This window comes from Taibaiella chishuiensis, from assembly GCF_003014535.1.
Classification (GTDB): domain Bacteria; phylum Bacteroidota; class Bacteroidia; order Chitinophagales; family Chitinophagaceae; genus Taibaiella; species Taibaiella chishuiensis.
In genome coordinates this window covers 29,712-50,277 of the sequence record NZ_PYGD01000004.1, presented here as the reverse complement: position 1 = coordinate 50,277, position 20,566 = coordinate 29,712, and the positions used below count along the sequence as shown (strand labels likewise).

Here is a 20,566-nt window from a genome sequence, read left to right as displayed (position 1 = left end):
GGAAGCCAACCCATTGCTTATTGATAAAAACAGTAACAGCGCGTATTTCCTCATCGTGTTCAAGACCTGCACTACAGGCCGGCATTACGTTCTGGAATAAAATCAGCCGGCATGGATTACCCGGTAAGGCTTGCCATCCTTATAGCGGCCCAGCATCGCCAGGCTCGAAGGATTGGCCGACCGGTGCAGGTACTTATTCCGCAGGGGCCGCAGCTGTTCCGGTGGCAGGCTCAGCGCTTTCTTATGCGCGCCGTCGCCGGCAACCCCCTGCTGTACCAGTGTGCTTTTGACCTGTTCCATATCCGGCGGCACTTCGAACCGTTTGCCCATATCGTTGAACTGCATGCCATTCTTCTCCGCCAGTTGTTTCATAATATTCATCGGGATATACTGGTAGCCGCCGGTTACTGTACGTTTGCCGTACAACCGTGTGACCATGGTATAATAGTTATCGCCCATAGGCTGTAAGCGTTCGTACAACTGGTCTTTGGTATACCAGCCTTCGCGTACGATCGCATCGCGTGCACCGGCAATCACCCCCTGCCCTTCCAGCGCCGTTTCGATCAGGCGTTCTTCTTCCTCCTCCGCTTCGTAACCGCCACCGATATCCGAATGCGCACCGGGCAATTCCAATTCATATCCAACACCTGCGCCGATGGAACTGCGGATATCCGTCAGCGAAAACACTTTGCGGTGTTCATCTGCGGCTGTAAGCTGTACTACTTTTTTGGCATTGCCACCGATGTCCATGCCCAGATCTTCGGTATCGTTGCTGAACGAAAGGCCATAAGAGGATACGGTATCGAACAAGCCTACAAACCGGTAGATCACCTTAGTCTTCGCGATCTGCAACTGTTTGGCAGCCGCATCCTGAGCCAGGTGCACGAAGTTGCGGGCAGCCGCAGCGCCCCGGCTGAAGCCGAATGCGTCTACTTCTATCTTTTCGATATATTCGATCTTTGGGTCTACCATACGGTAGATCTCCGTACACATGGCGTTAATCCCTTTTTTCACTTTCGCGGGGATACCGGTGCTGCCGGTGCCTATGGCAGAGCCGATCAGCGAATCGCCTTTATTATCTTCCGTACCGATACCTTCGATGTAAATGGATAGTTTACGTTCTTCAGGATCGCGGAAATTATACCGTTCCAGGATACCTACATTACTATACCCGTTGTTAAAGCTGACTTCGTTTTTGTGCTTTTTATACACCTCGTTATCGGCTTTACGGGCATCGGTATTGTTGCGGTTATTGCGGGTACCGTCAAAGAAAAGAGAGACAGTAAAGGTGAGTGGTTTTTTATTTTTGGTAACTTCTTTAGGTTCGTAGTCGGCGAAGAACACGCCATTGGCCTTACCGGTTTCCAGCACGTTATTGGCTGCTGTACTTACGATCTGCGGGGCGCGTAACTCCGCGTCTGCTTTTGTGTTCATTACGACAGTCCTGGCGATCTTCCTGATGCTTCCTCCGGGCATATACAATAGGGATTAGGGTTTACAATAGCCGGCGCTCAGCCGGCTTCCACGCTATACGCTAGAACAGCAGGCCTTTAGAGCCGCTGTTGTTCCGGATCTCCTGTTCTGCATGCTTTTTGATAGAGCCTTCCACGCTGTTGATGTTCAGCTCCTGGGAGGCCGTATGTTCGGAGGTTACCGATTCGGAGGTAAAGCTTTCCAGGGCTTCTTCGCGTATATCTGTCGCCGTAAGATCATAGTTCTTACCCACGCTCACGCGTTTATGTTTGCCTATGGATTGCGCTTTGTTTTCGCCCGCCCTTTCGGTTATGTTTTTGCCCACCTGGATGTCCATGTTTTCTTCTACCTGTATCTTCATATTCTTCGAGATCAGGGTCATGGTTTCGGGTGTGGTAATGGTGATGTTGCGGCCCTGGGTATCGAGGTAGATCTCATTGCCGGAAGGATCGCGCAGTATGATATGCGTGCCGTTGTCGCCGTCGTTGATCTCGAAGGTATGCCCGCTGCGGGTCATGATGCTTTTGGTATTGTTACCGGTACCGCCGCCTTTACCATTCTTACCGTGGAAGATGCTGCCCTGTACAAAGGGCCGGTCGGGATTACTTTGTTCAAAATCGACCATCACCTGGTCGCCTGGTTCGGGTATAAATACATAACCGCGGTTCTGACCTACCACATCGCTGCTGCCTGCATCCGGCGTCAGTATCCTGATCCAGTCGGTTTGCTGCATGCTATGGTCCTGCCGCCAGCCCAGGAAGCGCACCTGTACCCTGCCCTGCCCCATCGGGTCTTTATTGTCGATCACCTCGGCAGGCATGGAATGGGTACGCGGTTGTTCGAAGCTGATGGCGGGCGGCATATTGCTTTCAGCGCTTATGGCTTCAAAGCTATTGACATAGTGCCCGGTGGCATCGAGCTCATGCACGATAGCCGTAATCCTTATCGGTGTATGTTCTACAGAAACGCCGGCCCGCCTCATTTTCAGGTTGGCGATCATACCCACACGCAGCTCATGCAGGTTGCTTTCGCCGCTGATATGATACATGTCGGCCGCCGTGGTATTGGCTTTGCTTTTACCGGCCACAGACAACAAACGAGCATCGGCCGGTAAAGCTACGGGATGGGTAAAGCTATCTTCCCCATAAATTCCCTTGGCTTTGCCAAAGGCAAAACCCCGGTCCGAATCCGCTACGTCGGTATCATTACTGGCGGCAACGGCGATCGGGTTATGCCCGGGCGCTTCGTAGTCGAAATAGCCGCCCAGTACGGGTTTGGCCAGCATACCCAATACCAGGTTAAAACAATTATTACCATACACGAGATCGCGGCTCTGCTGGGTTTCGGGTTTGCCGAACACCAGTTCGCGACCGCTGAAGTAGAGCCATTGCCCGGTTACCGCACTGATGCGTTTCAGGAAGTTCCAGCTGCTTTCGTTGTAGCGGCTTACATAACTGATGGTATCGTCGAGTGTAGGATCTGCTTTGATTTTGCTTTTGAGCCGTTCGAGGGGTTTGCTTACCGTTTTTGCGATCGTAGAAAGACTTTGCCGGTAAAAGCTTTCATAATGGGGGGCCCCATCGAGGATATAGGTAGGTGCGAAGCCTTTCAGTACCAGGATACCCTCATTACGGGAACTATGATCGAAGCTTACCTGGCTGATTACGAACAGGTGTTCGAGCCTTTTGCTATCGTCGGCTGCATTATGGTCGCGGACAACGATCTCGGCCACCTGCCCCAGTAGTTTCTCCGCGCCTTCGAAGATCATCGCGCCTTCCTGCTGCACCTGGTCCTGGTAAAAACGCAGTTCCAGCTCGTCGTGACCGGCGTGCCGCTGTGTGATCTTCAGGGAATGTATGTCTCTTATATTTTTATCGCCGATCCAGATATTGGCGCCGATATTAGCGGGGATCAACGTACGGGATATACCGGATGTTGCTATCATGATGGGAGTAGTTTATGGTTCATCTTAAGTAGGATTTCGCGCTCACTGTTGTAATACCAAATCAGAACTTAAAAGTCGTTGTATTGCAATAATAATACAATTTAAAACGACGAAAGGTTATGCCAGAATGGTATTAGAAAGAAATTAACAATGGTTTTAGCCCACGTTAAGAGATTAAAAACGGCCTCCCGCCCCGGCAACGCCCACGATAAAACAAACAAGCCTGGAAATCAATACCATAAAGATTTCCAGGCGCTACTCCGGCAACAACTACCGGAAAACAGGTATATTACTTGCTCTTTTTCTTAGCGGGCTTAGCCACAAGCCCGTACGACTCGTCGATAAGCGCCTTGAGTTCGCGGGCCGGCAGGCTGCCATCGACCACCACCGTGTTCCAGTGTTTTTTATTCATATGATAACCGGGCAGGATGCAGGGATATTGCTCCCGCAATTCAATGGCATGATCGGGATCGCATTTCACATTAAAGGTATGCGGCGCGGCATCAAGACTCAGCAACAGGAAGATCTTCCCGCCGGTCTTGAACACCAGGGTCGTTTCGCCAAAAGGGAAACCTTCCTCTACCGCTTCTTTACCCAGGCAATAAGTCCTGATTGCTTCTATATCCATAACGTTATTTTTTATTAATGACCTGTTTTATAACCTGTTACTATAATCCTTGTTCCCAGGGACTTTGAGCCGGTAGGGAGTTTATGTCCGGTTGATCTTTTGCAGCAGGTAATCCATGCCCAGCAATTCGGCCGTAGCGGCCACCGCGTTGATACTTACGCCCAGCACACCATGCACGCCTACATTCTGCCCGGCCAGCAACAGGTTCGGTATTTTGGTCCGTATAGGCACACGGGTCTGCATGGGCTGATGTACGTCGGGCATCATGCCGTATATGCCGCCGTCCGGCGAACCCATATAATCGCGGAAGGTAAGCGGGGTAGCTGTTTTGAAAGAAAGTAAGTATTGTTTTATTGCAGGGTACCGTTGTGCTACCGTATCGATCAGCTGTGCCGCCTTCTGTTCTTTGAATTCGTGGTAGGCCGCTTCGCGCGACGAAGTCTCCGCGGTACGGTTATGGGTATGTTGCCATTGCGCCATCTCTTCGTCGTGCATATAGGTGAGCAGGGCTACCGTATCGGCAAAGCCGGGTCTTAAGGCATCTTCGCCATAATACAGGGCGTAATTGGCCGGCCATTCCCCGGGTCGGTAATGCACCGCATCGAAGGACTGACCGCTACGGTTCCAATAGGTGTTGCGGTTGGCATAAGGAATCCTGCCGGGCTCCAGCACGATATTGACCATAAAGGCCGATATGGAGGTGGAGATACCCGCGATCCGCTTACGGTACCCGGGTTTGATCTGGTTACTATCGAGCCAGGACATTACCGTAGCCGGGTGTACATTGGCGATAAACTGGCGGCCATGGTATACAGCACCCGATGCCGTTGTTGCAGCCTTCAGCAGGCCCTGTTCCTCTGCCAGGCCGGTAACCTTTTCGTTGCGGAATACCTCGCCGCCGTAGGCCTGCAAACGCTTCCAGAGCAATTTGGCGATCTGCGAACTGCCACCGCTACATTTATAGGCACTGTCGATATAACTTTTGCAAACGAGGGCATGCAGGTAAAAGGGCGTATGGTCGCGGGTTCCGGCGTACAGCAGGTTATTACCTGCCAGTACATTCCGCAGCCGGGCGTCCGGCACAAGCCGCTGCAGGGTCTCGTAAACCTCCCAGTGGCTGACGAGGTCTTTTTCGGATTCGCTGCCGGTACGCAGTTCGTATAAAGGAAAACTGCCGCCCACCTGTTTCAGGCTTTCCATATAGTGTTCGAGCACTGGTTGCTGCCCGGGAAACAGGGGCGCCAATTGTGCGATAAAATTGCTTGCGCCCTGTGCCTGGGGATACACCTGCGGATCGTCGCCAAAGATGATCTCGTCGAAGCAATCGTTATCCATGCGCTTCAGCTTCAGCTCATCCATGATGCCCGCATAACTGAAAATGCGGTGCTGGGTTTGCCCCTCGTCTACGGCGCCGATATAGTGCACGCAACTGTCGAATATTTTCTTGTCGAAAGAGAAGGTCTGCAGGCATCCGCCCACTTGTTTGTTCTGTTCTATTACGGCAACGCTCATGCCTTCTTTGGCAAGCATCACAGCGCTCAAAAGCCCGCCCAGACCGGAACCGATAACGACTACATCAAATTGCCGCATGTGACAGGTAAAAATAAAATCAAAATAAAATTATTGTTTATTGGTGGTTTACCGGGTGAAGATGAAACTATTTTTCCACATTGCAAGAACAGAAGGTGCATAAAATTTGTTAACCTTAAAATAATGATTTTTCAGAGAAAAAATATCCCTACTTTTATTATTATCTATTATCAAAACTGATCCTACCTTGACAGAAGCAATCATTAACCTGGAGACCGTTAATCCCATCGAATTCTTTGGCGTTAACAACAGTAAGTTCGACATTCTCAAGAAAAAGTTTCCGTTGTTAAAAATATTATCGCGTGGGCAACAGATAAAACTCGCAGGACAGCCTGACGAAGTGGAAAGCGCACGTGAAAAGATCGACCTTATTGTAAAGTATCTCGAACGTAACGGACATCTTTCAGAAAATTATTTTGCACAGATACTTGGTGATGCGGAGGACGAAGACGGTAGCGGCGAAAACGCTAACATAATAGACGGCAACGACGTGCTGGTATTCGGCCCCAACGGTAAAGTGATCCGTGCCAAAACGCAGAACCAGAAGAAGATGGCTGCCGTAGCCGAAAAGAACGACATTATCTTCGCCATCGGGCCTGCGGGTACCGGTAAAACCTATACTGCCGTAGCGCTGGCGGTAAGGGCTTTAAAGAACAAAGCCGTTAAGAAGATCATCCTGACCCGTCCGGCGGTAGAAGCAGGCGAAAGCCTCGGCTTCCTGCCCGGCGATCTGAAGGAAAAGATCGATCCCTACCTGCGCCCGCTCTACGATGCCCTCGACGATATGATCCCCAGTGATAAACTGAGTTATTATATGGCCAACCGAGTGATCGAAATCGCGCCCCTGGCCTATATGCGCGGCCGTACGCTGGATAACGCCTATATCATACTCGATGAGGCACAGAACTCGACCGACCTGCAGCTGCGTATGTTCCTGACCCGTATCGGGCCCTCAGCCAAAGCCATCATTACCGGCGACCTTACCCAGATCGATCTGCCTAAAAACCAGAAATCGGGCCTGGGCAAAGCGGTGCGCATCCTGAAGAACATTCCCGGCATTGCCCATATCGAGCTCAGCGAAAATGACGTAGTGCGTCACCGCCTGGTAAAACAGGTGATCAAAGCCTACGAAAAAGAAACCGAGCGTGAAGAACAACTGGAAAGCGACAACCTGGAACGCAGGCGCAGAACACTGATCAATTCCGGTAATACCGAACAATAAGCAAACATAAAAACACGAACAGGCCGTTCCTCCCTTATGGGTGGGGAACGGTTTTTTCTTTAACGGTAAGCTCCACGAAAACCGGGGCATGATCGGACAGCCGGCGGGCCAGCTTCATGTCTCCGTTATAATGCCGGTAGAAAGGCAATACCCCGCTATCTTCCAGGCGGAAGCCGGCATCGGGGAAAAAGATATTATCGTACTCGGAAGCCATACATTCCCCATCCTTGCATTCCTGCCGCAGCGTGGTCCGTACGCCCATGAGGGCAGGCCGGTAACCACCGGCCTTAAGCGGGTTGAATACCGTATGGCTTTGCGGGCAGTTAAAATCGCCCAGGAAAATAAGCTGTTTACCGGCATATAACCCCGGGAAATAACGCAGGTAGCGGATCTCCGTTTCCGGTTGTTTCTTTTTGGGTAATGCATGAAAATTGACCAGGGTAAACTCCATACCCTCTGCCCTGAAGGTACAGAGAAAAGGTTCGCGGCTTATCGAGTCCTGGTAGGGCAAAGCAAGAGTATAAGCGCCCTTGCGCTGTACCCGCGATTTCTTCCAGATAAAGGCATAACGTTCCTGCTCCTGCTGGTTTTCAGACCGCGTAGGATCGCTGATCACATAATCCCATTGTACGGCGCCCTCATTGAGCCGGGCTACAAGCCGGGCCACAGCCCTGGCCCCGCCCTTGCTGGTCAATATTTCCTGGAGCGCAACCACATCGAGATCGCGAACGGTATGGGCAATAACGGCCAGTACGGAATCCGGCTTTTTATCGCCGAAGTTTTGCAGGTTCCAGCTACCGATACGCACACCGGCGTGCAACTGTATACAGACCAGGAGACATGCCGCAAGTAGCAGTATTTTTTTCATAAAAGAGGACAAACAAATTAAGCGGATACCGCAGGGACTGTGGCGCAAGGGATTATGCCACCTGCAATCGGTTACAGGTAATCCTTACAGGCCTGTATGCACCTGTCAACAGTAACCGGCGGTACGGTATATCAATACTGCGCGTACAAAAGGATACGCTTAAAGGCATACAGGGCCGGCACTACAGGAAAAGTTGCCGCGATACGTTGCCTGAACGTATGCACGAACTGGTCCCTGACCGGGCCTTCCAGCCTGTCGAGATACGGGATCAATGCCGAACCGGAAATAAACTGGAACAGGTCGTCGTGGCTGGCAGCAATCAAGGGGTATACCTTTTGCAGTACGGTGATCTCCTGGCCGCCCTGTGCAAACAACAACTGGGCGTAGTCGTCCATGCTCAGCACGGGCGACCGGCGGTTCCAGCCCTGCAATGCCGTACAGAAAGGCTCTTCGCCGGCCAATGCATACAGGAGCCGGTTCAGGAGGTTATCTTCCTGGCAGGGCATCTGTATCGCTACCTGGCCACCGGGCTTCAGCCGCGCCAATAAGGCCGGGAACAACTGTTCGTGGTTATCGACCCATTGCAGGGCGGCATTCGAGAAGACCAGGTCCCATTGCTTGCCCGTGGTTATCGTCTGCTCGATGGTCTGTAAGGCAAAAGAGACATTGGTTTTACGGAAAGACTCAGCTTCTGCAAGCATTTCGGCCGAACTATCGATGCCGAGTATATGCATATCGGCAAACTGGCCGGCCAGCATAGCGGTTTGTTCGCCGGTACCGCAGCCCAGGTCTACCGCTTCCATACCGGGGCGGTCTTCGATCAGCGCGGCAAGGTCGAAAAAGGGTTTAAACCGTACCGATTTAAATTCATTGTACTTTCCGGGATTCCAGGCCATAGCGTTGTATTTTTTAAGGAAACAGCCGATGTAAGGACTGTTACAATTCGTTTTTCATCCGGATCATTTTCAGGGCGGCGATCATTGCCTCTTCGCCCTTATGCCCGTGTACGCCACCCAGGCGTTCCCAGGCCTGCTCCTCGGTATCGAGCGTCAGCACGCCGAATATAACCGGTACAGGCAGCATCAGGTTGAGCTGCAGGATGCCTTCGGTTACGGCCTTGCATACATATTCGAAATGGGGCGTACCACCGCGGATCACGGCGCCGAAGGCGATAATGGCTTCGGGCGCTTCGGAGAGGTTCTCTTTGTTGTCCCATATGGCCTTGCAGGCAAAGGGAATTTCAAAACTTCCGGGTACCAGTACTTCGTGGGCAATAACAGCGCCGGTTTGCGCGGCGATACGTTTGGCGCCGGCAATCTGTTCGGCCACGATCTTATCGTTCCACTCGGTAGCTACGATGGCTACGCGGGTATCTTTCATTTGGGTGAGCGCAGAAATATCGAGTAAGGTATTACTATCTGATGATTGAGCCATTGGGCAGGTGTTTAAATGAGTAAGGATCCGGTCATCGCCGGGCATAAGCTTACAGACCGGCGTTTTTTTGAAAATAAAAAAAGCTATAACCTGCCGGACGCCATAGCACAAAACTGACGGTGCAGATCGAGCACCTGGTTGATGACAGACATACTGCCGTCGTTCCGGATAATGTAATCGCAACGCTTCATCTTTTCTTCTTCGTCCATCTGCTGGGCCATGCGTTGCTTTATCGTATCCCCGCTGGCCTGGTCGCGCTGCATAGCCCGCTGCAGGCGCAGTTCGTAAGGGGCATATACGCCGATCATTTTATCCATTTCCTTATAGCTGCCGCTTTCGAAAAAGATTGCGGCTTCTTTAAGCGTATAGGGCGAGGACTGCCTTGCGGCCCATTCCTTCCCGTAACGTAATACTGCGGGGTGTACCAGGCTGTTGAGCCCGGCCAGTTTCTCCTTGTCGGAAAAAACAACGGATGCTAAAAACGGTCGGTTAAGCCGACCGTTTTGATATACTTCATTTCCGAACATGCGGCTTATGGAGGCCATAAGGTCTGTATCGTGCTGCATCAGGTATTTTGCAGTATCATCTGCATGTAATACCGGTATACCCAGCACCTCGAACATACGGGCTACCAGGCTTTTGCCCGACCCGATACCGCCGGTAATTCCTACTTTAAGCATGTATAAAGTGTTTAAAGCCGGGACAAACCCGTTCTTATTTGGTAACAGCTGCTGCCGATGTATTACCCGTACGCTTATTAAAAGCGGCAGTCATCTCCATAGAGATCGCCTGGCGTTCAATAGTGATATTGGTATTACGGTCAATTTCAATTACGAGGGTGCCATCGTCATTAGAGCGAACGATACGTCCGTGCATACCGGAAGTGGTCACGATCTTGTCGCCTGTACCCATACTTTCGGCAAATTTCTTTTGCTCTTTAGCACGTTTCTGTTGCGGGCGGATCATGAAGAAATACATCACCACGATCATACCTACCAGCATGATAGGCATCATCATACCTCCACCGGGCGGTGGCGCCTGAAGCACAATACTTGCAAAGGTTGTTGTCATTTGATTAACTTTAATTTAAAATGAGGTGCAAAGGTACGTAATATAAGGTTTCTGCCGAAATCGTTTTTGTTATCCAATCTTAAAGATAAAGGTTATTTATCGGCACGTCCCATATCCATACAAGCCGCTAACAAACAGTATTTTAAATAAAAAATAAGCGAAAACGGGTTATCGTTTTCGCTTATTCCGCAGGGTATTTGCCCGGCTTATTTGGTACGTTCTATTTTACGGATCTTGTTTTCGGCCGTCAACTCCTTCAGCAGGTTATCCAATACGCCGTTTACAAACTGGCCGCTTTGCGGGGTGCTGTAGTTCTTGGCGATCTCGATGTATTCGTTGATGGTTACTTTGGTCGGGATGGTAGGGAAGTAAAGCAGCTCGGCCACACCCATTTTAAGCAGGATCAGGTCGATAAGCGCCACACGGTCGGCATCCCAGTTTTTCAACTTGGGTTTGATCAGCTCCATGCAGTGGTCGTCCTTCTGCAGCACGGTTTTCAGCAGGCTATAGGCATACTCGCGTTTTTCGGCGGAGATAAACTGGAGGAAGTTGACGTTCTTGTGGTTGCGGAAATAGTTTTCCATCAGCATCACGACCATTTCCTGGTCATCTTCCCAACCGCTCCATTCGTCGCCGATATACTCCAGGAAGTCTTCGTTTTCGATCATTTCCTTACGCCAGATCTGCAACATGATCTGCTTTTCGGCGGCATTGCTGCGGCTCTGCTCGGCGGTATACTCCTGGTAGGCTTCCGATGCTGTAAGTTGCTGGTACATTTTCTTTACCCGCTCTTCATCGATAAAGCGCTCCAGTTTGTCCTCCTTCACTTTTTCCTGGAAGGTGGCATTTTCGAGCAGTTCCCAGAGAAAAGTATTACCGGCTATTTTGGTACTTACCTGCATATCGGCCTCCGTAGGCAGGTATTTCGAAGCACGCTGGCGGGCGCTGGTCTCGGCAAACTGGGCCACTTTACTGATATACAACAGCATAAGGGCAAACAGATCGGAGGAGCGCTGGATCTTTTCCACCAGCACCCTGATCCCGTTTTTTTCCAGCTCTTCGAGAGAGGGAATACCGCCCTCCGGTTCTTTTTCACCGGGGGCAACGGAGTATGCATCCAGGGCGTAAATGGACTGCATCACTTTAACTCTGATATTTCTACGACTGATCATATTTTCTAAAAAAGAGGCGCAAAGGTAAGCTAATTTAAAAATTAAGTATCGAAAAATAAGCGAATGGGCTATATAACCTAAAAACTATTATTTTTGTCCTGTACCCTTATCCTGTAACCCTATATGAGTATTACGGCCATATTGATCCTGCTCTGCCTGATTTTCATCGTTATTCTTACCGGTGTGGAATATGCGTTCATTGCGTCCAATAAGCTCACGATCGAGCTCAAACGGAAGCAGGGTCGTATTTCGGGTAAGATACTCGGCTCCTTTTTCGACAATCCCGAACGCTTCTGGAGCGCCACGGTGATCGGCTTTTATATGTTACTGGTATGCTTTTGCTTCCTGCTGACCAAGCTCACCACCCGCCTGCTCGATTATATTCCCAGCACCTTTAGCGGCGCGCTTAAGGAATTCGATTACCTGCAGATGATCCTCGACTTCGTGATCGCCACTTTCGTGATCCTGGGTACGATCGGCGTGATCGCCAAACGCAGCTTCGAACTGCACCCCGAAGCCAAGCTCAATACCTGGAGCCGGTTTATCAATTTCGTATGCGATATTACCGCGCCCTTTGCCCGTCTTTTTACCGGTGTTTCGGAGTTTATACTGAAATACCTGTTCAATGTAAGGATCAATAAAAAAGAAAGCATTTTCGAACGCATCAATACCAGCCAGTTTTTCCGCCAGTCGATGCAGGGTCATGCCGATATCGAAGAGACCAATAAGGAACTGTTTGAAAGAGCGATACAACTGACCAAGGTAAAGGTACGCAAATGCATGACGCCGCGTAACGAAACCACGGCCATCGATATCAATATCTCCGTAAAGGACCTGCGCGATAAATTCGTGGAGACCAAATTATCCAAGATCGTGATCTATGACGACAACCTGGATAATGTAGTCGGTTATACGCACCACCTCGACCTGAACCGCCGTCCTGATACGATACAGAGCATCCTGCACCCGATACCGACCGTGCCCGAAACCATGAGCGCTATCGACCTGATGCATAAGTTTACCAAGGAGCGCAAAAGCATTGCCTGGGTAGTAGACGAGTTTGGCGGCACCGCCGGCTTCGTTACCATGGAAGACGTGCTGGAAGAGATCTTCGGCGATATCAAAGACGAATACGATACCGAAGAATTTACCGAAAAGCAGATCTCCGAAAATGAATACATCTTCTCCGGCAGGCTCGAGATCGATTACCTGAATGAGAAGTATGACCTGGAACTGCCTGCCGACGAGGCCGATACCTTATCCGGCTTTATCATCGCCAACCACGAAATGATACCCAAGCAAAAGGACCGGATCATTATCGATAATTTCGAGTTCGAGATCCTGCTGGTAACCGATACCCGTATCGAAACCGTGAAGCTGAAGATCCTGCATATATAACTTTCTTAGGTATCCCTTATGAAATACATGATTGCTGCGCTGGCAGCGCTTTTGATCGCTACCGGCGCTCCGGCGCAAAACATGCCCGGGCTCAGTTTCCAGGACACGGAAGGCCACAACCTGAGCACCCAGGATATACCTAAAGGCAAGGCCCTGATGCTGGTTTATTTCCGCTCCGACTGCGATCATTGCACACATACCGCACAACAGTTAAAGACTACCGCTAAAGCTTACCCGGCCACAATATGGATGGTAAGCGCCGAAACACAACCGGCAATCCGTATGTTCGAAGAAATGATGGACCTCTACGATATCAGCAACCTGCGCGTGCTCCGCGATTATACCGAAAGCATGCACCGCTGGTTCGACTTCAGTCAACTGCCATTTATCGTGCTCTACGATAAAAACAGGAAACAGCTCAAAACCTTTGGGGAACTGCCCTCTGTCACATCAGTAAAAAAGATATTGGCGCAGAAATAACTTTTGTCCCTTACCTTTGCAGCACCGTTACGGTTATCCGTTCTTTAATGATACCCTGACCTGCATTTCTTTATGTTCCGGCTTTCCCTGGTTATATTACTCATCACGGCCCTACTCACGCAATCGTTGAGCAGGGGCATTATTGTGCTGAGTTATTTTACCAACAAAGAAGCTTACGAACGTTATTGCGTAAACAAGGCAAGACCCCAGCTGCATTGCGATGGTAAATGCCAGGTAGCACAAAAGATCAAGCAGGAAGAAGAAAGAGACCAGAAAGATCCATTAAAGAGCAGCCGCTTCTCCGAAGTGGTATTTATCGACCAGCATTCTTTTGTACGCATAGAGCCTGTATTTACCGGCCAGCCTGCATCCCAGTATCATCATCCCTTATCCATCGGCCATACCTCGGCCTTTTCCCGTAGCTGCTTTCATCCGCCGGACGCCTGCTGATCTGCAGTGCGCCGTATTTCCGTGGGTTGGCTTATGCCACTACCCTATTGTTTCGTACCCGGGTACGAACAGGACCTTTGTTGCCTGAAATGCGCTATACAGGCGACTTACAGGCCCTGCAGCCTTTTCCTTTTTCTTGTTAATCCTTACCGATCCCGCAGACGTTATACGGCTGTAGCAAGGTCTGTTATTGCCCTGCCGCAAGTACACCGGCCGGCAGCAATAACCTGGCCTGCCGCAGACCTGTACTGCCTTTAACCTGTTGCCGACCGGCATAACCGGTCCTGTTTGTCCTGCCATCAAATGCTTGCTGGTACAGGGCTTCCCATATTCACACTTTAAAAAACCAACAATGAAATTCCATAAACTTGCCTTATTTATCGCTTGCCTTACCCTTACCTTATCGGCTTGCCGCAAAGAAAAAAACGAACCCGTATTCAACAACCAGGACTTAGCTCCGCTCTCTATCGAATTCGATAATATCGTTGGCGGACAAAACCTCTATCTCAATACCGGCAACTATGTCAATGCCAAAGGCGAGGCTTTTAATGTAACCCTGCTGCAGTATTTCATCAGCAATATCAAAGTAAAAAAAGCCGACGGCACAGAGTATGTAGTGCCCCAGGACAGCAGCTATTTCCTGATCCGCGAAGGGTCGGAAGAAGAAGGTTCAGCAAGGGTAAATGTACCCGAAGGCGACTATACCTCGCTCACCTTTACCATTGGTGTGGACAGCCTGCGCAGCACGATGGATGTAAGCCGCCGTACCGGTGTGCTTGACCCTTCGGGTGGTATGGAAGACGGTATGTACTGGGGCTGGAACAGCGGTTATATCTTCTTTAAGATGGAAGGCATATCCGGCGCGGCGCCTGTAGATCCAAGCGGCCAGCAAAAATATCGCTTCCACATCGGCGGCTTTGGCGGCTACTCCGCACCAACGGTCAACAATATCCGTACCGTAACCATGGACCTTAGCCAGGCCGGCGTAGCCCAGGTACGTAAAGGCCGCAAGAGCAATATCCACCTGATGGTCGATATCGCAAAAGTGATGAACGGCCCTACCCAGGTCAGTATCGCCGAAAACCCTACGGTTATGTTCAGCGAGTTCAGCCTCCTGATCTCGGCCAACTATATGCAGATGTTCCGTCATGACCATACCGAAAACTAAACCTTATGAACCGCAATATCATCAAGGTTACCCTGGGCATCCTGATGGTGCTTACGCTTGCAGCATGCCGCAAGGAGATCATCGAGCAGGTGGTGGCGCCTTTCCTGGGTTTCCAGCGGCCGGCCAACTTCCCGGAGCCTGCGTATCATTTTGATACCAATCCCGTAACCGAAGCGGGCTTCGAGCTGGGGCGCAAACTCTTTTACGAGCCCAGGCTGAGCCGCAACAATACCATCAGCTGCGGTAGTTGCCATATCCAGTCGGCAGCCTTTACACACCACGGCCACGATGTGAGCCATGGTATCGACGACCGGCTGGGCAAACGCAATTCGCCGCCGATCATGAACCTGGCCTGGAACCCGACCTTTATGTGGGACGGCGGTATATTCGACCTCGACCTGCAACCCATTGCACCGATCACGGCACATGAAGAAATGGATGAATCGGTAGACAATGTGCTCAGCAAATTACGCGCGCAACCGGCCTACCCGGAGCTGTTCCGGAAAGCCTTTGGCAGCACGGAAATTACCTCGGCCCGCTTCCTGCAAGCCTTGTCGCAGTTTATGGTCATGTGCATCAGCAGCAACTCCAAATACGACAGCGTGCAACGGCATGAAGGCGCGGTATTTACCACGCTCGAAGCACAGGGTTATCAGCTGTTCCAGCAGAAATGCGCCGCTTGTCATACCGAACCTTTGTTTACCGATCACAGCTTTCGCAACAATGGTATCGGCATAGGTTTCAATGGCGATCCGGGCCGCTACGACATTACGCTGCAGGATGGCGACAAGTACAAGTTTAAAGTACCCAGCCTGCGCAACCTGCAGTACACGGCGCCTTATATGCACGACGGGAGGTTTTATACCCTGGAAGCCGTGCTGGACCAGTATTCCGGCAATGTGCAGCACAGCCCTACCCTGGACCCGCTGCTGCAGCAGAACGGTGTATTGGGCATACCGCTGAACGCCGATGAAAAGAACGCGTTGCTGGCCTTCCTGCAAACCCTGAACGACCGGACCTTTATTACGAATAAGATGCTCGCAGAGCAATAAAAAAGATAAGCTATGAAGAAAATAACAGTACTGCTGTTCCTGTTGCTATACAGCATGAGCACATGGGCCTGCGATATATGCGGCTGCGGTGCAGGCAGTTCGTATATCGGCATACTGCCCGAGTTCAATACCCAGATCATAGGATTGCGTTACCGGTATAACCAGGTGCAGACCCACCTTGGACCCGGCGGTGCGCCCTCCTACCTCACAACCGACGAAGGGTATCATACCGCTGAACTGTGGGGCGGCTGGACCTTTGGCAACCGCGTACGCCTGATGGCTTATGTGCCGCTGGCTTTTAACACCAAACAAAGCCAGGAAAAGAACGACTCCAAGACCGGCCTCGGCGATGCCGCGATACAAGGCTTTTACCGCCTGCTGAATACCCGCCGCACCGTAGGCAAAAGCAAGCTGCTGATCCATGACCTGTGGGTCGGTGGCGGTGTAAAATTGCCGAGCGGCAGGTATGAACCGGCAGATAAAGACGAGACTGGCCGTAGCGCAAACCTCTTCCAACTGGGCACAGGCAGTGTAGACTTTATGCTTACGGCCATGTACGATATACGCCTGCAGGATGCAGGCCTGAACCTGACCGGCAGTTACAAGATCAATACCACCAATAGTTACGACTATTATTACGGCAATAAGTTCAGCGGCAGCGCTCAGCTGTATTACAAATTCAGGATAAAGGATGTGGCTACGCTGGCGCCCAATGCCGGTATCAGTTATGAAAACTCCGTGCATGACCTGGACGGTGGCTACTCGGTATACACCTCGGGCGGCACCATCCTGTTCGGCACCTTAGGCGGCGAACTGGTCTATAAGAAGATCGCGCTGGGCGGCAACTGGCAGCCTCCCTTCAGCCAGAACCTGGCCAACGGCGCCGTAAAGGCACACAACAAAATGATGGTACACGTAGCCCTGATGTTCTAAGCATTAACGCTGTATACCCCGCCGGAAACACAACGGCAGCCTGCAATCCCGTATAGCAACAGCTATGCGGGATTGTTCTTTACAGGTCAGTAATAGATCCAAAGCAGCACCGGTCTGCGTTTTGCACGTAGCAGGCCGTCCAGTTGTTCCATAACCGTATTGGATACTGCAGGGCAGCCCCAGCCTTCCGGTGTGCCGCGCGGGTACACGGTTTCGTCGGGCACATCTTCCCAGCTATGCAATACGATCTCACGCTTTAAAGCATTGCTGTTGCTGCTGTCCAGGCCAAGCAGCAGGTAATTGACGCCTATGCCCCACTGGCTGTTGCCCCGGCTGCCGATCTTGTAGCGGCCAAGCGCCGAGCAATGACTGTTGTCTTCGTTGCTGAATACCGGCTGATCGCGCGAATGATCTTTGCCCCAGGGCCCGCGACCACAGCCATGGCTTACCAGCGCGGCCAGCTGTATGGTATCTTTTGCAAAGTTCCAGAGCAGCAATCGCCGGTTACCGGAATGCACGCGCATATCCACCAGGATACAGTGCGTGGTATCGAAGCGCCGTTTGACGCAAAAGGCTTTTGCCGCCCGTACCCGTTGCTGCAGCCGGGCAGGATGGGAGCCTGCCTCCTGTTCTGCTACGGCATGATTGCCGGGGGCCTGCCCTTTACAGGCGGCAAACGTTACAAGCAGGAACAGCAGGAAACACCTGGTTTTCATGGCAAAGGAGGCTATACAGTTAAAGAAAAGAAAACGGATTATGCCCAAAGCTCCGCGAATTGGGGAAGAAATGCAAAAGATATCTAAAAAGCTTTGCCGGTATGTTTCCTTCATTCATATTTGCGTCTGAAAACAATCATCATTTAAACGAAAAAACTCTTGAATTATGATCCGGAAATCGATTTTCACGTGTATCGTTATTGCTGCAGCAGCGGGCACCTCATCGGCCCAGCTCCTGAAAGGCAAGCTCAATTCCAAAACCATCAGCGCAGCTGAGAAGGGCGTACAGGCGGCCACCTTCAGCGATGCCGATGCTGCAAAAATGGCAAAAGAAGCCGTAGACTGGATGGACCAGCACAACCCGGTTGCCGATGCCAAAGACCCTTACGCCATCAGGCTGAACAAGATCTTCGGCAAACACAAAAACGAAGACGGACTTACCCTGAACTACAAAGTGTACAAGGTTGTAGACATCAATGCCTTTGCCTGTGCCGACGGCAGTATCCGCGTGTTCTCTGCCCTGATGGACATGATGACCGACGAAGAGATCCTTGCCGTGATCGGCCATGAGATCGGCCACGTTAAAAACCACGACAGCCGCGATGCGATGCGTGATGCGCTGAAACGCTCTGCCATTGCAGATGCCGCTTCTTCCCAATCGGGTGTTGCCGCACAGCTTACCGACAGCCAATTGGGTGCATTGGCGAATGCCATGCTGGAATCGAAGTACAGCCGCAAGCAGGAATCACAGGCCGACGATTATGGCTACGACTTCCTGAAGCGTAACAACTATAACGTAATGGCTATGTCCAGTGCCTTTAAGAAACTGGAATCGCTGAGCACCGGCGCTAAGCAAAGCAATATGGAAAAAATGCTGAGCTCGCATCCCGACAGCGGCGCCCGGGCAAAAGCAGTAGAAGAGAAAGCAAAAAAAGACGGCTTGTATAAATAAGCTATGGCCTCAATGGATATAAACGGAGACAAGATTCTTGTCTCCGTTTTTTCATGAGACAGGCCCGGTTGTTATGTTATGTTGCGGCGATTGCCGTACTTTGCTTCCTGATTAGCGCTAACAAGAAAAGCAGTATACTTTGTATATAGAACATTACCTGAACTGGCAAAACAATAGCCTGTCGCGCGACGGCAACCTGTTGCTGCAGCTAAGCGATACGCTGGTACCCGATATCCCGCTCCGTGTTTACGAACAGGCCGGTATCAGTTACCCGAAATTTTTCAAAATGGACCTGCTCAGCCGGGTGGCCTTTCTAGCTACGGAATTGCTGGCGCCCGATGTAAGGGCTACCGATAAAAGCAAGGTGGCCGTGGCCCTGGGCAGCGCTTCGGGCTGTATCGACGTGGATAAAAAGTATGATGAAAGCCGCAAGACCCTGGCCAGTCCCGCCTTGTTTGTATACACCCTGCCCAATATCATGCTGGGTGAAATCTGCATCAGGCAAGGCTTTAAGGGCGAACAGGTGACGACGATAAGCGAACAGCCGGATATAGACTGGCTGCAATTTTATGTGGAGGACCTGCTACGTTACCGGCATGCATCCGCTTGCCTGGCCGGTCATGTAGAGGCCACGGCAACCGCTATACGCGCTACCCTGCTCTGGATAAGCCCCAGCCGGCAAAGCAGCGCCGCTACCGGTTTTGAGCGGTCAGCACTGGAACGTATATTTCAATAAACCCACGCGGGTTTTAACCTAACCGAATATGTCGAAAGCTTATATCGCCGGCAGCGGGATCATTACCGCAACCGGCAACAACCTGCAGGAAAACCTGGACGCCTTCCCCGCCGGAAAGGATGGTATCAGCCAGCCAGAGATCCTGCAAACCAACCATAACCTGCCTGTTGGCGAGATCAAGATGACGAACGAAATGCTGGCACAGTACGCTGTCGGGCATTTCAGTCATGCCGCAAGCCCACACCTGCTGGAGCAGCTGAGCACCTGGCCCCGTACCGCGCTGCTGAGCCTGATCGCCGTACAGGAAGCCTGGGTACCGCTTGCAGCAAAGACTACAGGCCTGCGTATTGCCTTTATATCGGCCAATACCGTGGGCGGCATGGACCTGACCGAACATTTTTATGCGGGTTATAAAGCCGATGCCGACAGTGCCGACCTGGAAGCCGTGCGGCATCATGAATGCGGCGCTATTACCGAACTGGTAGCCGATGCGCTGGGCCTGCATTGCTGGAGCACCACCATCAGTACCGCATGTTCTTCCTCGGCCAACAGCATTATGATGGGCGCCAAACTGATTGACCAGGACCGTTATGACCTGGTTATAGCCGGTGGCGCCGACAGCCTTTCCAAATTTACCCTTAATGGTTTTAACTCGCTGATGATCCTGGATAAAGAGCCCTGCCGTCCTTTTGACGAACACCGCAGGGGCCTGAACCTGGGCGAGGGCGCGGCCTACCTGGTACTGGCCAGCGATAAGGCTATGGCACAACTGGAGCAGAAACCGGGAGTAGTGGTATCGGGTTATGCCAATGCCAACGATGCACACCACCAGACCGCATCTTCACCCGAAGGCAAAGGCAACCGCCTGGCCATGTCGGAAGCCATACGGGTAGCGGGTTTACAGCCGGCCGACATCAGCTATATCAACCTGCATGGCACCGGCACCGACAACAACGATGCCTCCGAAGGCGCCGCCATAACCGCGCTTTTTGGCGACAACCCACCGCCGGCCAGCTCCACCAAAGCCTTTACCGGACATACCCTGGGTGCGGCGGGGGCCGTGGAAGCCGTATATGCGCAACTGTGCATCGAAGGCCAGTTTGTATTGCCTCACCTGCGCCTGCAAACGCCCATGAGCAGCCTGCCCTGGCAACCGGTGGTCAAGATGGCGACACAAGCCGTAAACCACGTGCTCTCCAACTCTTTCGGCTTTGGCGGCAACTGCTCGGCGCTCGTCTTATCGAAAGCCTGAGCCCCATACCAACCGGCATGAGTTTT

21 protein-coding genes are annotated in these 20,566 nt (G+C 51.5%); 10 read left to right on the top strand and 11 right to left on the bottom strand.

Annotated features, from left to right (window positions below; translation table 11 throughout):
• Window positions 1–102: 102 nt before the first annotated feature.
• The 4 genes from B0I18_RS12375 to B0I18_RS12360 form a co-directional block, all read right to left on the bottom strand.
• Window positions 103–1,476 (bottom strand): T6SS phospholipase effector Tle1-like catalytic domain-containing protein, encoded by a 1,374-nt coding sequence (locus B0I18_RS12375; protein WP_106523036.1) that lies wholly within the window; start codon window positions 1,474–1,476, stop codon window positions 103–105.
• 58 nt (window positions 1,477–1,534) lie between these two features.
• The gene (locus B0I18_RS12370; protein WP_106523035.1) at window positions 1,535–3,418 is read right to left on the bottom strand and encodes a phage baseplate assembly protein V; all 1,884 of its coding nucleotides are present in this window, start codon (window positions 3,416–3,418) and stop codon (window positions 1,535–1,537) included.
• Between the two features lie 289 nt (window positions 3,419–3,707).
• Window positions 3,708–4,046, bottom strand: a complete 339-nt coding sequence (locus B0I18_RS12365) for an MmcQ/YjbR family DNA-binding protein (protein ID WP_106523034.1) — start codon at window positions 4,044–4,046, stop codon at window positions 3,708–3,710.
• 81 nt (window positions 4,047–4,127) lie between these two features.
• Complete coding sequence (locus B0I18_RS12360) at window positions 4,128–5,636, bottom strand: phytoene desaturase family protein (RefSeq protein ID WP_106523033.1); 1,509 nt, start codon at window positions 5,634–5,636, stop codon at window positions 4,128–4,130.
• A 187-nt stretch (window positions 5,637–5,823) separates the two neighbouring features.
• Here B0I18_RS12360 and B0I18_RS12355 point away from each other — a divergent pair, with 187 nt between their 5' ends.
• Entirely contained in the window at window positions 5,824–6,858 is a 1,035-nt protein-coding gene (locus B0I18_RS12355; protein WP_106523032.1) for a PhoH family protein, read from the top strand.
• A 34-nt stretch (window positions 6,859–6,892) separates the two neighbouring features.
• Here B0I18_RS12355 and B0I18_RS12350 read toward each other — a convergent pair whose 3' ends face one another.
• From B0I18_RS12350 to nusB, 6 genes are all read right to left on the bottom strand, one after another.
• Window positions 6,893–7,726 carry an endonuclease/exonuclease/phosphatase family protein gene (locus tag B0I18_RS12350; protein ID WP_106523031.1) on the bottom strand — a complete coding sequence of 278 codons (834 nt, stop codon included), beginning with the start codon at window positions 7,724–7,726 and terminating at the stop codon, window positions 6,893–6,895.
• A 131-nt stretch (window positions 7,727–7,857) separates the two neighbouring features.
• Window positions 7,858–8,622 carry a methyltransferase domain-containing protein gene (locus B0I18_RS12345; RefSeq protein ID WP_106523030.1) on the bottom strand — a complete coding sequence of 255 codons (765 nt, stop codon included), beginning with the start codon at window positions 8,620–8,622 and terminating at the stop codon, window positions 7,858–7,860.
• A gap of 40 nt (window positions 8,623–8,662) precedes the next feature.
• Window positions 8,663–9,160, bottom strand: coding sequence for a 6,7-dimethyl-8-ribityllumazine synthase (gene ribH / locus B0I18_RS12340; RefSeq protein ID WP_106523029.1), 498 nt, complete (start codon window positions 9,158–9,160; stop codon window positions 8,663–8,665).
• A gap of 83 nt (window positions 9,161–9,243) precedes the next feature.
• Window positions 9,244–9,840: a dephospho-CoA kinase gene (gene coaE, locus B0I18_RS12335; protein WP_106523028.1), complete on the bottom strand. Its 597-nt coding sequence runs from the start codon at window positions 9,838–9,840 to the stop codon at window positions 9,244–9,246.
• Window positions 9,841–9,874: 34 nt separating this feature from the next.
• Window positions 9,875–10,231 (bottom strand): preprotein translocase subunit YajC, encoded by a 357-nt coding sequence (gene yajC / locus B0I18_RS12330; protein WP_106523027.1) that lies wholly within the window; start codon window positions 10,229–10,231, stop codon window positions 9,875–9,877.
• A 206-nt stretch (window positions 10,232–10,437) separates the two neighbouring features.
• Window positions 10,438–11,370: a transcription antitermination factor NusB gene (nusB, locus tag B0I18_RS12325; RefSeq protein WP_245882096.1), complete on the bottom strand. Its 933-nt coding sequence runs from the start codon at window positions 11,368–11,370 to the stop codon at window positions 10,438–10,440.
• 156 nt (window positions 11,371–11,526) lie between these two features.
• Here nusB and B0I18_RS12320 point away from each other — a divergent pair, with 156 nt between their 5' ends.
• The 6 genes from B0I18_RS12320 to B0I18_RS12295 all read left to right on the top strand — a co-directional run bounded on the left by B0I18_RS12320 (window position 11,527) and on the right by B0I18_RS12295 (window position 16,884).
• Window positions 11,527–12,801 carry a hemolysin family protein gene (locus B0I18_RS12320; protein ID WP_106523025.1) on the top strand — a complete coding sequence of 425 codons (1,275 nt, stop codon included), beginning with the start codon at window positions 11,527–11,529 and terminating at the stop codon, window positions 12,799–12,801.
• A gap of 18 nt (window positions 12,802–12,819) precedes the next feature.
• Window positions 12,820–13,281: a peroxiredoxin family protein gene (locus B0I18_RS12315; RefSeq protein ID WP_106523024.1), complete on the top strand. Its 462-nt coding sequence runs from the start codon at window positions 12,820–12,822 to the stop codon at window positions 13,279–13,281.
• A 72-nt stretch (window positions 13,282–13,353) separates the two neighbouring features.
• Window positions 13,354–13,731, top strand: a complete 378-nt coding sequence (locus tag B0I18_RS12310) for a hypothetical protein (protein ID WP_106523023.1) — start codon at window positions 13,354–13,356, stop codon at window positions 13,729–13,731.
• A gap of 352 nt (window positions 13,732–14,083) precedes the next feature.
• Complete coding sequence (locus B0I18_RS12305; RefSeq protein ID WP_106523022.1) at window positions 14,084–14,899, top strand: MbnP family protein; 816 nt, start codon at window positions 14,084–14,086, stop codon at window positions 14,897–14,899.
• A 5-nt stretch (window positions 14,900–14,904) separates the two neighbouring features.
• Window positions 14,905–15,951, top strand: coding sequence for a cytochrome-c peroxidase (locus B0I18_RS12300; RefSeq protein WP_106523021.1), 1,047 nt, complete (start codon window positions 14,905–14,907; stop codon window positions 15,949–15,951).
• A 12-nt stretch (window positions 15,952–15,963) separates the two neighbouring features.
• Complete coding sequence (locus B0I18_RS12295) at window positions 15,964–16,884, top strand: hypothetical protein (protein WP_106523020.1); 921 nt, start codon at window positions 15,964–15,966, stop codon at window positions 16,882–16,884.
• Between the two features lie 86 nt (window positions 16,885–16,970).
• Here the strand turns inward: B0I18_RS12295 and B0I18_RS12290 are convergent, their stop codons facing one another.
• Entirely contained in the window at window positions 16,971–17,600 is a 630-nt protein-coding gene (locus B0I18_RS12290; protein ID WP_181358444.1) for a murein L,D-transpeptidase catalytic domain-containing protein, read from the bottom strand.
• A 166-nt stretch (window positions 17,601–17,766) separates the two neighbouring features.
• Here B0I18_RS12290 and B0I18_RS12285 point away from each other — a divergent pair, with 166 nt between their 5' ends.
• The 3 genes from B0I18_RS12285 to B0I18_RS12275 all read left to right on the top strand — a co-directional run bounded on the left by B0I18_RS12285 (window position 17,767) and on the right by B0I18_RS12275 (window position 20,540).
• On the top strand, window positions 17,767–18,552 hold the full coding sequence (locus B0I18_RS12285; protein ID WP_106523018.1) for a M48 family metallopeptidase: 786 nt from the start codon (window positions 17,767–17,769) through the stop codon (window positions 18,550–18,552).
• A gap of 139 nt (window positions 18,553–18,691) precedes the next feature.
• Window positions 18,692–19,288, top strand: a complete 597-nt coding sequence (locus B0I18_RS12280) for a hypothetical protein (RefSeq protein WP_106523017.1) — start codon at window positions 18,692–18,694, stop codon at window positions 19,286–19,288.
• A gap of 28 nt (window positions 19,289–19,316) precedes the next feature.
• A complete protein-coding gene (locus B0I18_RS12275; RefSeq protein WP_106523016.1) occupies window positions 19,317–20,540 on the top strand; it encodes a beta-ketoacyl-[acyl-carrier-protein] synthase family protein in 1,224 nt (407 codons plus the stop codon).
• Window positions 20,541–20,566: the final 26 nt, after the last annotated feature.

Excerpts from the sequence above, each read along its gene's own strand:
- B0I18_RS12375 (WP_106523036.1), bottom strand. The coding sequence starts at position 1,476 with ATGCCCGGAGGAAGCATCAGGAAGATCGCCAGGACTGTCGTAATGAAC.
- B0I18_RS12370 (WP_106523035.1), bottom strand. The coding sequence starts at position 3,418 with ATGATAGCAACATCCGGTATATCCCGTACGTTGATCCCCGCTAATATC.
- B0I18_RS12365 (WP_106523034.1), bottom strand. The coding sequence starts at position 4,046 with ATGGATATAGAAGCAATCAGGACTTATTGCCTGGGTAAAGAAGCGGTA.
- B0I18_RS12360 (WP_106523033.1), bottom strand. The coding sequence starts at position 5,636 with ATGCGGCAATTTGATGTAGTCGTTATCGGTTCCGGTCTGGGCGGGCTT.
- B0I18_RS12350 (WP_106523031.1), bottom strand. The coding sequence starts at position 7,726 with ATGAAAAAAATACTGCTACTTGCGGCATGTCTCCTGGTCTGTATACAG.
- B0I18_RS12345 (WP_106523030.1), bottom strand. The coding sequence starts at position 8,622 with ATGGCCTGGAATCCCGGAAAGTACAATGAATTTAAATCGGTACGGTTT.
- ribH (WP_106523029.1), bottom strand. The coding sequence starts at position 9,160 with ATGGCTCAATCATCAGATAGTAATACCTTACTCGATATTTCTGCGCTC.
- coaE (WP_106523028.1), bottom strand. The coding sequence starts at position 9,840 with ATGCTTAAAGTAGGAATTACCGGCGGTATCGGGTCGGGCAAAAGCCTG.
- yajC (WP_106523027.1), bottom strand. The coding sequence starts at position 10,231 with ATGACAACAACCTTTGCAAGTATTGTGCTTCAGGCGCCACCGCCCGGT.
- nusB (WP_245882096.1), bottom strand. The coding sequence starts at position 11,370 with ATGCAGTCCATTTACGCCCTGGATGCATACTCCGTTGCCCCCGGTGAA.
- B0I18_RS12320 (WP_106523025.1), top strand. The coding sequence starts at position 11,527 with ATGAGTATTACGGCCATATTGATCCTGCTCTGCCTGATTTTCATCGTT.
- B0I18_RS12315 (WP_106523024.1), top strand. The coding sequence starts at position 12,820 with ATGAAATACATGATTGCTGCGCTGGCAGCGCTTTTGATCGCTACCGGC.
- B0I18_RS12310 (WP_106523023.1), top strand. The coding sequence starts at position 13,354 with ATGTTCCGGCTTTCCCTGGTTATATTACTCATCACGGCCCTACTCACG.
- B0I18_RS12305 (WP_106523022.1), top strand. The coding sequence starts at position 14,084 with ATGAAATTCCATAAACTTGCCTTATTTATCGCTTGCCTTACCCTTACC.
- B0I18_RS12300 (WP_106523021.1), top strand. The coding sequence starts at position 14,905 with ATGAACCGCAATATCATCAAGGTTACCCTGGGCATCCTGATGGTGCTT.
- B0I18_RS12295 (WP_106523020.1), top strand. The coding sequence starts at position 15,964 with ATGAAGAAAATAACAGTACTGCTGTTCCTGTTGCTATACAGCATGAGC.
- B0I18_RS12290 (WP_181358444.1), bottom strand. The coding sequence starts at position 17,600 with ATGAAAACCAGGTGTTTCCTGCTGTTCCTGCTTGTAACGTTTGCCGCC.
- B0I18_RS12285 (WP_106523018.1), top strand. The coding sequence starts at position 17,767 with ATGATCCGGAAATCGATTTTCACGTGTATCGTTATTGCTGCAGCAGCG.
- B0I18_RS12275 (WP_106523016.1), top strand. The coding sequence starts at position 19,317 with ATGTCGAAAGCTTATATCGCCGGCAGCGGGATCATTACCGCAACCGGC.